Annotated in this window: 11 protein-coding genes; 6 read left to right on the top strand and 5 right to left on the bottom strand. The window is 74.6% G+C overall.

Annotated features, from left to right (window positions below):
* Positions 1 to 235: 235 nt before the first annotated feature.
* The 3 genes from AMK13_RS25565 to AMK13_RS25555 form a co-directional block, all read right to left on the bottom strand.
* Positions 236 to 1909, bottom strand: a complete 1674-nt coding sequence (locus AMK13_RS25565) for a M20 family metallopeptidase (RefSeq protein ID WP_198959430.1) — start codon at positions 1907 to 1909, stop codon at positions 236 to 238.
* A gap of 835 nt (positions 1910 to 2744) precedes the next feature.
* Positions 2745 to 3404 (bottom strand): response regulator, encoded by a 660-nt coding sequence (locus AMK13_RS25560; protein WP_074004232.1) that lies wholly within the window; start codon positions 3402 to 3404, stop codon positions 2745 to 2747.
* Positions 3401 to 4903, bottom strand: coding sequence for a sensor histidine kinase (locus AMK13_RS25555; protein ID WP_074004231.1), 1503 nt, complete (start codon positions 4901 to 4903; stop codon positions 3401 to 3403). Before AMK13_RS25555 ends, AMK13_RS25560 begins: the two co-directional genes overlap by 4 nt.
* Positions 4904 to 5100: 197 nt before the next feature.
* Between AMK13_RS25555 and AMK13_RS25550 the strand changes: the two genes are divergently transcribed.
* From AMK13_RS25550 to AMK13_RS25530, 5 genes are all read left to right on the top strand, one after another.
* Positions 5101 to 6012: a class I SAM-dependent methyltransferase gene (locus AMK13_RS25550; protein WP_074004230.1), complete on the top strand. Its 912-nt coding sequence runs from the start codon at positions 5101 to 5103 to the stop codon at positions 6010 to 6012.
* A 49-nt stretch (positions 6013 to 6061) separates the two neighbouring features.
* Positions 6062 to 6364: a GNAT family N-acetyltransferase gene (locus AMK13_RS25545; protein WP_049649718.1), complete on the top strand. Its 303-nt coding sequence runs from the start codon at positions 6062 to 6064 to the stop codon at positions 6362 to 6364.
* A gap of 255 nt (positions 6365 to 6619) precedes the next feature.
* Positions 6620 to 7633: an aldo/keto reductase gene (locus AMK13_RS25540; protein ID WP_380717491.1), complete on the top strand. Its 1014-nt coding sequence runs from the start codon at positions 6620 to 6622 to the stop codon at positions 7631 to 7633.
* 79 nt (positions 7634 to 7712) lie between these two features.
* Complete coding sequence (locus AMK13_RS25535) at positions 7713 to 8300, top strand: TetR family transcriptional regulator (protein WP_074004228.1); 588 nt, start codon at positions 7713 to 7715, stop codon at positions 8298 to 8300.
* Between the two features lie 108 nt (positions 8301 to 8408).
* Positions 8409 to 9332 (top strand): ADP-ribosylglycohydrolase family protein, encoded by a 924-nt coding sequence (locus AMK13_RS25530; protein WP_074004227.1) that lies wholly within the window; start codon positions 8409 to 8411, stop codon positions 9330 to 9332.
* Positions 9333 to 9433: 101 nt separating this feature from the next.
* Here AMK13_RS25530 and AMK13_RS25525 read toward each other — a convergent pair whose 3' ends face one another.
* A complete protein-coding gene (locus AMK13_RS25525) occupies positions 9434 to 9697 on the bottom strand; it encodes a GlsB/YeaQ/YmgE family stress response membrane protein (RefSeq protein WP_063780048.1) in 264 nt (87 codons plus the stop codon).
* 208 nt (positions 9698 to 9905) lie between these two features.
* A complete protein-coding gene (locus AMK13_RS25520; RefSeq protein ID WP_049649713.1) occupies positions 9906 to 10172 on the bottom strand; it encodes a GlsB/YeaQ/YmgE family stress response membrane protein in 267 nt (88 codons plus the stop codon).
* A gap of 246 nt (positions 10173 to 10418) precedes the next feature.
* Here AMK13_RS25520 and AMK13_RS25515 point away from each other — a divergent pair, with 246 nt between their 5' ends.
* Positions 10419 to 11663 (top strand): glycosyltransferase, encoded by a 1245-nt coding sequence (locus AMK13_RS25515; protein ID WP_074004226.1) that lies wholly within the window; start codon positions 10419 to 10421, stop codon positions 11661 to 11663.
* Positions 11664 to 11707 lie beyond the last annotated feature (44 nt).

The raw sequence follows: 11707 nt of genomic DNA, 5'->3' as shown, positions 1-11707 counted from the left end.
CTGCGCGGAGGGGCGGAGGGATGGCAAGGTGCGCAACAGATAACAGCTGACAGATTCTGAAATCTGTCAGCTGTTATCTGTCGGCTGTCTTCTGTTCTCCGTTCGCTGCTCTACGTCCGCTGCTCTACGTCCGCCGTCCGCCGTCCGCCGTCCGCCGTCCGCCGTTCTACGTTCGCCGCCGCCGACCGCCGGGGGCCGGCGACCGGCTCCCGGCCGTCAGCAGCTCACCGCCGGCTCAGCCCTCCGCGCGGTCGCGCAGTCGCGGCAGCGGCACCGCGAGCAGCGCCGCCAGCAGGGCGATCCGGGGAGCGATCTGGTCGACCCGGATGTGCTCGTGCCGGGCGTGGGCCCCGGCGCCCACCGCGCCGAAGCCGTCCAGGGTCGGAAGCCCGCGCGAGCCCGGCAGGTTGGTGTCCCCCGCCCCGCCCGCCGGAGCGCCGTCCAACTGCTGCCCGAGCACCGCGGCGAGCGAACGCACGTGCCGCAACAGCGGGTTGCCGGTCCGCTCGGGCCAGGCCGGGCGGCTGGACAGCACCTCCGTACGCACCCGGGCGCCCGGACGCAGCGCGGTGAGCCGGGCGAGGTTGTCCAGCGTACGGCGCTGCGCCTCGACCGTGGCGAAGCGCAGCCCCAGCTCGGCCTCGGCCCGGCCGGCGACCACGTTGGCGCGCGAACCACCGCTGATCCGACCGGCGTTGAGCTCGGTGCCAGGCTGACCAGCGAGGTCGCGCACCAGCACGAGCTGGTCCACCAGCTCGTCGACGGCGGACACCCCGTCGTGGGCGTCGTTGCCCGCGTGCGCCTCGCGGCCGGTCACAGTGAGCCGCACCCGGGTGCTGCCGCGCCGCGCGGTCTTCAACCGACCGTCGGGGTGCGGCGGTTCGAGGCCCAGGACCGCGGCGGCTCCGCGCAGCTGGCGCTCGACCAGGCGGCGTCCGTCGGGGCTGCCCACCTCCTCGTCGGAGACCACGACCAGGCGGACGGTCCGGTGCGGGCGCTCACCCAGGTCCGCGAGCAGCGACAACGCCCCCTCCAGGATGGCGAGTCCGCCCTTCATGTCGACCACGCCGGGCCCGGTGAGCCGGCCGTCCTCCTCCGTCACCGGCCAGTCCGCGAGCGTGCCGACCGGCCACACGGTGTCGTGGTGCCCGACGATCAGCAGGTGCGGCAGGGACTCGTCCCGACCCTCCCACTCCAGTACGAGGTGGTCGCCGGCCGGTCCGGGCTCGCGCCGGGCGGTGGCACCGGTGGCACAGAAGCCGGCCGCCAACTCCTCGGCGAGCGCGTCGAGTCTGGGGGCGTCCCCACTGGGCGACTCGATCCGCGCCAGGTCGACGCAGCGACGCCGGACGGCCCCGGCGAGGGTGCGGGCCCGGGTGCTGAGCGCCTGCGGCACACCGGGCAGCGCCGTGGTGACGGCGGTGGCCCCATGGGAGGCGGTGGCGGCCGGGCCCGTCGCGGGCTTCACGACGACGTTCTTCGCCACGACGTTCTTCGTCGCGGGGCTCTTCGTCACGGGGCTCTTCGCCGCCGCGGCCTTCGCGACGACGGGTTTGGTGAGGGCGGATTTCGTGAGGGCGGACTTGGCGGCTGCGGTCGTGGTGACGGCCACCTTGGCCACGACGGTCTTCGCGGCACCGGACGCGGCCGCGGTGGCCTGGACCGAAGCGGCGGGAAGCGCAGGGGCCGAGACCGTAGTGCCCGGATCCGCAGCGGCAGTTGCGGTGCCGGCGGCGGTGCCGTTGGTGGTGGTAGCGGTGGCTGCGGCGGTAGCGGCGGCGGCGGTCGCAGTGGCCGTGGCGGCGGCAGGGGCCTCACCGTCGGTGGCGGCCGGGACGGCGACCGACGTCGGGGCGGGTTCCGCGGCGGCGCCCGGTGCGGCGGGCGACCCGACGATCTGGGGACTCAACGCTCGCCTCCGCGGCCGCCGCCGGTATACAGCGGCCGTGCCGGCCGACCGCTCCCGCCCGGGTACCAGGCCCGGCCGGACCGCACCGGCCGACCGGGATGATGAGCGGCCCACCGAATCGGCCTGTCTGGCCCAAGTACGGTGGAACGGTTGGGCGGCGTGCTTGGCATGTGCGTCCTCCTCGCTCGATCCGGTGGCCCCGGTCCGCCCGGAGCCCCGTGGACGGCGGCTTCGTGGCGGTGGGCGCAGTGGCCGGACCGCCGCAGGGAAGCCGAGATGTGAGCCTAGAAGAACCGTTCGGTTTCCTGCGAGGTGGCCCTGTTCCCAGCGTGCCGGTACCGGGCCCCGCTTCGGACAACACCCGTCCGCTTTCGGCGCGGGCGCTCGGCGCGCGGGCCTGGATCGGCGCGCGGACGCGGTCGCCGGATCGCGCCCATCTCCACCATGGACCCGCCGCCCGAGTTCGGCAGCGCAAACGGCCAAGGCACGGCATTTCCACGCCGGATGGGTGACAGCGGCTCAGCACGCGATACGAACCGGGAGCACGCGGCGGCTCATGGAAGCCCGCTTCGACGTCCGCCCCGACTCCGGAGGAACGTCCGGGGAACGCCAAGGTGAACACTGGCCGATGCCGTGCCCCGATGTGCCCCACCGAGCCCCGACGTGCTTCGGCTGCAACCCCTGGCACGACGGGGCGGCACCCCGGAACAGCGGGACAGCGCCCGGATATGCGCGTGCGCGAACGTTCGCGACCGTACCCGCGGGTGCACGACCGATCGGCACCCGGGCACCCCGGCACCCGAACCCGGGCCCGGCCGATCCCAGCCGTCCGTCCTCAGCCGCCGTCGCCCATCAGCCCGGCGTCGCGTGCGAGCAGCGCCGCCTGGACCCGGTTGGCGACTCCGAGCCCGGTCAGGATCCGACTGACGTGCGCTTTGACCGTGCTCTCGCGCATCCCGAGCACACCGGCGATCTCGGCATTGGAGAGCCCGTCGGCGAGTTCGCGCAGTACGTCCGTCTCCCGCGGGGTGAGTCCGGCGGCCCGGCTGCGGGCGGCCACCGACCGGGGCGCCCCGACCCGGTGGTAGCGGTCGATCAGCCGCCGAGCGGCCGCCGGGTGCAGCATCCCCTGGCCGCCGGCGACGACATGGACGGCCCGGGCGATCTCCGCGGGCGGGGTGTCCTTCAGCAGGAAGCCGTCCGCCCCGGCCGCGAGCGCCTGGTACACGTACTCGTCCAGGTCGAAGGTGGTGAGGGCGATGACCCGCGGACCGTCGGGGAGTTCGCGCAGCCGCCGGGTGGCGGCGATCCCGTCGAGCCGGGGCATCCGGATGTCCATCAGCACGACGTCGATCCGCCGACCGGCGGCGAGCTCGACGGCCTGCAGCCCGTCGGCGGCCTCGGCGACCACGGTGAGCTCCGGGTCCTGGGCCAGGAGGTCGACCAGGCCGAGACGGACCAGCGCGTCGTCGTCGACCACCATTGTTCGGATCATGCGGCGTCCTTCGGCTGCGGCTTCGGTTCCTGCTCAACGTGCTTCGCCCGCGTCGGTTGCGTCGCTTGCGTCGATTGGTTCGGCTGCGTCGGTTCCTCCGGTCGCTTCGGTTGCTTCGGTGGCTCCGACTGCTTCACTCTTCGCGCCCCCTGCGCCCCTTCCTGCGATTGCCGCGCCCCTGGCGTCCCCTTCCCCCGCTCCGGCCGCGGCGACGCCCGCCCGGGGTACGCCACCGCGCGCACCGACTGTGGATCCGGACCGTCGCCACGGAGCCGGGCGGAAGCCTCGTCCGGCACCGCCTGCGGCGGGCGGTCCGGCGCGGGCAACCGGGCGGAGAGCCGGAAGCCGCCGCCACCGTCCGGACCGGCGTCGAAGTGGCCGCCGAGGGCGCCGACCCGTTCGGCCAGCCCCACCAGCCCGTACCCGCCACCGGTGCCCGGCCCGCCCAACGGCGCCTCGCCCGGGCCGTTGCGGACCTCGACCGTCGTCGCCGGCGCCCCGTAGCCGACCCGTACGGTGACGGGCGCGGCGTGCGCGTGCTTGCGGGCGTTGGTCAGCGCCTCCTGCACCAGCCGGTGCACGGCCAGCCGGTGGGTGGTCGGGATGCTCTCCGGCTCCCCGGAGAGGGTGAGTTCGACCCGTTGGCCGGCCTGGGTCGCCTCGCCGACGAGCTCGGTGAGGTCGCGCAGCGCGGGCGCCGGGACGCGCCCGGCCTCGACGGGCATGGACGGCTCTCCTCCCGTGGCGGGCGGGGCCGACGGGTCGGCCCGCAGCGCGCCAAGGACGTCGCGCAGGTCGTCGAGCGACCGGGCGGCGGTGGTGCGCAGCAGTTCGAGGCGGTGGGTGAGCCGGTCGGGGTCGTCGGCGACGGTGCCGGCCCTGGCCTGGTCGCGCAGCACCCCGGCGTGCAGGACCAGGAGGCTGAGCCGGTGGGCCAGCACGTCGTGCATCTCCCGGGCGATCCGGGCCCGTTCGGCGGACCGGGCCTGTTCGGCGCGCAGCTCGCGCTCGCGGCGCAGCGCGTCGACCTGCTCGTGCAGGGTGCGGATCAGCACCCGTCTGCCCCGCAGCCACAGGCCGACCGCCATCGTGGCGGCCTGGACCAGGAGTTGGGACCCGGCGGTACCCGCCCGGCCGACCAGTGAGTCCACACCCACCGCACTGGCCACCGCGATGACCGAGCCGCCCGCCATCGCCAGGCCCGGCCGGCCGAGGTAGGCGAGGTGGAAGACGCTGAACAGGCCGGGGACGGCCCGGTTGAACAGCCCGCCCGTGAGCACCGGCAGCACGGCCGAGGCCACCGGGTGGCGGCGGGCGAAGAAGAGCGAGACCGCGGCGAGCGCGGCGACGACCGTGCGCGGCAGGCGCAGCGGACCGTCGGTCTGCGTCCACTGGGCGAGGGCCTCCTCGATGGTCAGGCCGAGCAGGCCGAGCAGCAGCAACGTGTCCGTCCCGGCCCGGTGGTCCGGCCCGTACCAGCCGAGCACACTCCGGCGCATGGTGCTCCTCCTTTCCGCTCTCCTCGGCCCGAAAGCCTTCCGTACGTCCGCCCTTGGGCACCTCGGGCTCGATGCTAGGGGCGCTCGGCCGCGGAGCGCCTCTGTCTTCCGGGTAACCGCACCCTCGACTTTCGTCGGGGGTCGGCGCCGCTGACCGGCCGATTCGCGGCGGCTCCGCCCTGCCTAGCGTCGACGGCATGACCAACGAACGGCTCCACCACCGTCCGGACCCCCCTTCCCCCCTGTACAGTTCGCCCGCCGGTGGCGACCACCTGCTGTTCCTCGCCGAGGCCCTGCGCACCTTCCACGACACCGGCGCGCTGGCCCCGAGCGGCCCGGAGCTGGTGAACGCCCTGGTGGTACCGGTCACCAGCCGCCCGAACCGTCCGATCTCGGTGCTGGAGGTCGGCGCCGGCACCGGCGTGGTCACCCGCCGACTGGCCCAAGTACTGCGCCCGGGCGACCGGTTGCACGTCGTCGAGGCCAACCCGCGGTTCGCCGAACGGCTGCGCGAGGACCCGGTCCTCGCCGCACGCCACCCCGGGGTCGGCCTGCGACTGTCGGCCTGCCGGGTCGAGGAGCTGCCGGAGTGCCGTCGACCGGCGCCGGAAGGGGCCCGGGCGGAGGACCGCGGGCAGCGGTACGACGTGATCGTGTCCGGGCTGCCGTTCACCAACTTCGAGCCCGCGCAGGTGCGCGACATCCTCGACCTCTACCTGCGGCTGCTGGCGCCCGGCGGCGAGCTGACGTACTTCGGGTACCTCGGCACGACGACGGCGCGCAGCCTCACCTCCGGCCCCCGCCGGGGCGCCCGCCACCGGGCGGTGGTCCGGCTGCTGCGGCGGTTCGAGGAGGCGTACGGGCTGGGCGAGCGCACGGTGTGGCGCAACGTGCCGCCCGCCCGCGCCTGCCTGCTGCGGTCGCCGGGCGGCCGCGAGACCTGGGCACCGGCCGGGAGCCCCGCTGTCGAACCCGCCGTCGGGCCCACTGTCGGGCCCGCTATCGGGCCGGCGGTCGAACCGGCGCCCCCGAGCAAGGCACCGAGCACGACGACCACGACGGACACGGCAACCGGATCGGCGGGCGGGGCGGCCCCGCTCCCCCGATGATGGACCGGGGCCGGGCCCGGCTCCGACTCTCCCGCAGTGAGGAGCCGCGATGACCATCTCGGTACGTGACGTGGAAGCCCGGAACCGCTTCGAGGCCTGGGAGGACGGCAAGCCGGCGGGCTTCGCCGAGTACCTGCGCAGCGACCAGCTGGTGGTCTATCCGCACACCGTGGTCGAGCCCGCCTTCGAGGGCCGGGGCATCGGCAGCGCGCTGGCCCGCGCCGCCCTGGACGACGCCCGCGCCCGCGGCCTGTCCGTGCTGGCCACCTGCCCCTTCATCAAGGGCTGGATGCTCCGCCACCCCGAGTACACCGACCTCGCGTACGAGAACCGGAGCCGGGTCGCCGACTGATGTCGGCTTCGGTGCGGGCGTCTGCCGCCATGCCGCAGTCGCCCGCCCGCCCGTCCGACCGACCGACCGACCGACCGCATGTCCGCCCGCCCGTCCGCCCGTCCGCCGAACAAATGACAGTCGACAGATTTCAACTTTCAGATAACAGACGACAGCGAACAGATTTTGAAATCTGTTCGCTGTCGTGTCACAGTGAGACCCGGGTCACCCTGCTCCTGCCCCTCCGGCACCGCACCCGCCCCCTTGGAGTCACCCGTGTCCTCCCACACCCGCCCCGCCCGGCGCACCCTCGGCACCACCGGACCGGTCACCTCGGCCCTCGGCCTCGGCTGCATGGGCATGTCCGACCTGTACGGCCCGGCCGACGAGGCCGAGAGCATCGCCACCATCCACGCCGCCCTCGACGCCGGGGTCACCCTCCTCGACACCGGCGACTTCTACGGCATGGGCCACAACGAGCTGCTGATCCACGAGGCGCTGCGCGGCCGCGACCGCGAGAGCGTGCAGATCAGCGTGAAGTTCGGCGCCCAGCGCGGCCCCGACGGCCAGTGGCTCGGCTACGACGCGAGCCCCGCCGCCACCAAGACCGCGCTCGCCTACACCCTGCGCCGCCTGCGCACCGACCACGTCGACGTCTACCGCCCGGCCCGCCTGGACCCGGGCATCCCAGTCGAGGAGACCGTCGGCGCCATCGCCGACCTGGTGCAGGCCGGCTACGTCCGCCACATCGGACTCTCCGAGGTCGGCGCCGACACCCTGCGCCGGGCCGCCGCCGTCCACCCGATCAGCGACCTCCAGATCGAGTACTCGCTGCTCTCCCGCTCGATCGAGGCCGCCGTCCTGCCCGCCGCCCGCGAGCTCGGCATCGGCATCACCGCGTACGGCGTGCTCTCCCGCGGCCTGCTCGGCGGCCACTGGGACCGGGGACGGGCCCTCGCCGGGACCGACTTCCGTAGCCACAGCCCGCGCTTCCAGGGCGAGAACCTGGCCCACAACCTCGCGCTGGTCGAGGCCCTGCGCGAGATCGCCGTCGCACGGGGCGCCACCGTCGCCCAGGTCGCCATCGCCTGGGTGGCCTCCCGCGGTCAGGACGTCGTCCCGCTGGTCGGGGCCCGCCGCCGGGACCGCCTGACCGAGGCCCTCGGCGCCCTCGACGTCGCGCTGACCGAGGCCGACCTCGCCGCCGTCGAGGCCGCCGTACCCGCCGGCTCCGCCGCCGGTGACCGGTACGCTGCCGCACAGATGGCCCACCTGGACAGCGAGCGCTGACCGCACCACCAGCGCCGCACCGCACCACCGGCGCCATCGCCGCACGACCCGACCGCACGACCTAAGGACGGACCTCCCCGTGACCACGGACACCACACTCACCGCCGAGCAGATCCTGAGCGCGGCGGAGGACGTCCTCCGGCGGTTCGGCCCGGCCAAGGCCACCGTCGTGGACGTCGCCCGCATCCTCGGCGTCAGCCACAGCAGCGTCTACCGCCACTTCCCCAGCAAGGCCGCGCTGCGCGAGGCGGTCACCCAGCGCTGGCTCGACCAGGCGCACCACGAGCTGTCGACCGTCTCCAACGAGGGCGGCCCCGCCTCCGAGCGGCTGCAGCGGTGGCTGACGGCGCTGTTCACGGCCAAGCGGAAGAAGGCGCTGGACGACCCGGAGCTGTTCGCCACCTACATGGTGCTGGTCGAGGAGAACAGCGGCCTGGTGGACACCCACGTCGACACCCTGGTCGACCAGATCGCGCGGATGGTGGCGGAGGGCATCGAGACCAAGGAGTTCAAGCTCGCCCACATCCGCAACACCGCCCGCGCCGTCTTCGACGCGACCGGCCCCTTCCACGACCCGGCCTACGCGTCCACCTGGTCCACCCCCGACGTCGACGACCGGTTCGACGCCGTCTGGAAGCTCGTCCTCGGTGGCCTGAAGGCGAAGTGACGAACCGTCAGCAGATATGGCGCCGGCGAGCGGAGGAATAACCGCTCGCCGGCGTCCTGCCCCCTCCGGCAGACTGCCGCACACAGTTGATCTCACATGGAGGATGACATGCGTGCGGCCCGCCCGGTCCTGGACAGCCTGGAAGGACTCGCCCTCGGCGACGCCTTCGGCGACCGGTGGTTCTCGGTCCCGCTGGACGAGGCGCCCGCCGCGCTCGCCGCCCGGCTGGTCCGGCCCGCACCCTGGCACTGGACCGACGACACCGCCATGGCGCTTGTGCTGGTCCGCCACCTGCTCGCCGCGGGCGAGGTCCGACCGGACGCGCTCGCCCGGGAGTTCGCCGCCGAGTACGCCCGCGAGTACGGGCGCAAGTACGGCCCGTCGATGCACCGGGTCCTGCGCGGGATCGGCGCCGGCGGGGACTGGCGCGCCATCACCGCGGCCCAGTTCGAGGGTCAGGGCTCGCACGGGAACGGCGCCGCGATGCGGGTCGCGCCGCTGGGCGCCTGGTTCGCCGAGGACCTCGACGCGGTGGTCCGGCAGGCCGAACTGCAGGCGCTCACCACCCACTTCCACCCGGAGGCCGTCGCCGGTGCGGTGGCGGTCGCGCTCGCGGCTGCGCTGGCGGTCCGCAGCCGGGGCGGAAACCCGCCCGGCCGGGCCGAGTTGCTGACCGAGATCGCCGGACGGCTGCCGGACAGCGAGGTCCGCTCCGGGCTCCGGATCGCCGCCCGGATGCCCGAGCACACCAGCGTCCGGCACGCCGCCACCGTGCTCGGCTCGGGAGCGCTGATCTCCGCCGCGGACACCGTGCCGTTCGCCCTCTGGTCCGCGGCCGGGCACCTGGACTCGCTGCCGGAGACCGTCTGGAACACCCTGGAGGGCTGGGGCGACAAGGACACCACCTGCGCCATCGCCGCCGGTGTGGCCGCCGCCCGGACCGGGCTCGCGGACCTGCCGCCCGGCTGGCTCGCCGCGCGCGAGCCGCTCCCGGGCTGGGTCGCCGAGGCGTCCCGGACCGCCGACCGGTAACCGGGCGGTGCCGGGTGCTGACCGCCCGGCTTCAGAGCCCGGCGGTCAGCACCGAGCCGTCAGCGCCGAGCCATCAGCATCGAGCCGTCAGCACCAGATGGTCAGCGCCGGGCAAGGAAGCGGAGCACCTTGTAGCCGAAGAGCAGGACCATGGCGCCGCCGATCGCCGACACCCAGGTCGTGACGTCGAGGAAGCTCACCTTCACCGTCCCGTGCATCCAGTGCGAGACGATCCAGGTGCCGATGTAGGAGCCGGTGATGCCGATCAGGGTGCTGCCGATCAGGCCGCGCTCCCCCCTCGACATCGCCATCCTGGCCAGTGTCCCCGACACCAGGCCCAGCACGATCCACGCCATCCAGCTCATCCGCCGCCCCTTGCGTCATCGGTGTGGCGACCCCGTCGAGCCCCCGGGTCCCGTTCGGAAGGACGTACGAGGGCCTCGCACCGTTCCAGCACCGGCAAGGACCGGTTCGAACCGGCCATCCGGGCGCCGTCGTACCGGTCGGCGGAACTCCCCTCCCCCGGCACGCCCCGCCGTCTCCCGGACGCCGGGGCCGCACCGAACCATTCCGTCAGCGGCGCGAGTTGCCGAACAGCAGCCGGTAGGCGATCAGCAGCACCAGGGCGCCGCCGATCGCCGACACCCAGGTCGCCGCGTCGAAGAAGTGCGCGGTGATCGAGCGGTGCATGAAGTGCGACGCGATCCAGCCGCCGACGAAGGAGCCGGCGATGCCGATCAGGGTGGTCACGATCAGGCCGCCCGGGTCCTTCCCCGGCAGCAGCAGCTTGGCCAGCGCACCCGCCAGCAAGCCCAGCACGATCCACGCGACGATGCTCATCCGGCATCCCTTCCCGTCCAAGGCGCGACGGCCCCGTCCCGTCCGCTCTGCCCGCAAGGACGCCACCGCCCGCCGCCCGGTTCCGCCACCCGCGTCGGCCGCCCCGGTCGGCCACCCGCGCAGCACCGTCCGAACCCGGCGGACGAGACCGGCCGACGGGACCGGCCGACGACACCGGCCGCTCAGGCCGGACCGCCCGCGCGTGGCGCCCTTCCCGCTCGCCGTCCGCGCCGAAATACTGCGGCCATGCGCATCCTGATCGCCACCGCCGGCTCCCGGGGCGACGTGGCCCCCTTCACCGGGCTCGGCGTCCGGCTGCGGGCGGCCGGGCATCAGGTGGCCGTCGCCACCCACGACACCTTCGCCGAGTCGGTACGGGCCGCCGGGCTGGAGTTCCGCCCACTGCCGGTCGACCCGCGCGCCGAACTCGCCTCCGTTGAGGGCCGGCGCCTGCTGCGGGCCGGCAGCGGACCCGGCGCCGTCCTGCAACTCCTGCGGCTCGGCCGGAGGTTCATGCCCGCACTCGGCGACGGCATCGCCGACGCCACGGCGCTCGGGACCGACCTGCTGCTGACCACCAGCACCACCAGCGCACTCGGCCAGGTAGCCGCCGAGGCGGCCGGCATCCCCAGCATCGGGCTGTACCTCCAACCCCTCGCCCCCACCCGGGAGTTCGCGCCCGCCGTCACCGGCACCCGATCGCTCGGCCGGTCCGGCAACCTGCTGGCGGGACACGCCGTCCAGGCCGCGACCGACCAGTTGTTCGTCCCGGCCGTCCGCGGGCTGCGCCGTCGGCTCGGCCTGCCGCCGCTCGGCATCGCCCGGGCCCGCCGCAATCACCCCGTCCTGCACGGCTTCTCGCCACTGGTGGTGCCCCGACCCGCCGACTGGCGCCCCCGACTGGAGGTGGCGGGCTACTGGTGGCCGGCCGACCGGCCGGACTGGCAGCCCCCGGCCCGGCTGCTCGACTTCCTGACCGCCGGGCCGCCGCCGGTCTTCGTCGGCTTCGGCAGCCTGGTCGTCCCCGACGCCGAGCGGCTGACCGCGACCGTCCTCGCCGCCGCCCGCGCCGCCCGGGTGCGCCTCCTGCTCCAGTCGGGGTGGAGCGGACTGGCCGCCGAGGACTCGGACTCCGTCCTGACCGTCGGCGACACCCCGCACGACTGGCTCTTCCCCCGCACCGCCGCCGTGGTCCACCACGCGGGTGCCGGCACCACGGCCGCCACCCTCCGCTCCGGGACCCCCGCCGTCCCCGTGCCCGCCCAGCTCGACGCACCGTTCTGGTCCGCCCGACTGGCCCGGCTCGGCGTCTCCCCCGGCCCCGTCCCCCTGCGCGGCCTCACCCCCGCCCGCCTCGCCACCTCCCTCCGCCTGACGCTCGACGACCCCCGCTACCGCACCCGCGCCCGAGCCGTCGCCACCGCCCTGGCCGCCGAGGACGGCGCGGCCAAGGTCCTCGCCGCCGTCGAACGGGTTTCAGCGAACAGCTGACAACTTTCGAAATCTGTCAGCTGTTCGCTGTCACCCGTCAGTCG

Source organism: Streptomyces sp. CB02056 (assembly GCF_001905545.1).
Taxonomy (GTDB): domain Bacteria; phylum Actinomycetota; class Actinomycetes; order Streptomycetales; family Streptomycetaceae; genus Kitasatospora.
Note: the sequence above shows the minus strand (reverse complement) of the source record. Positions and strands in the feature narration are given on the sequence as shown.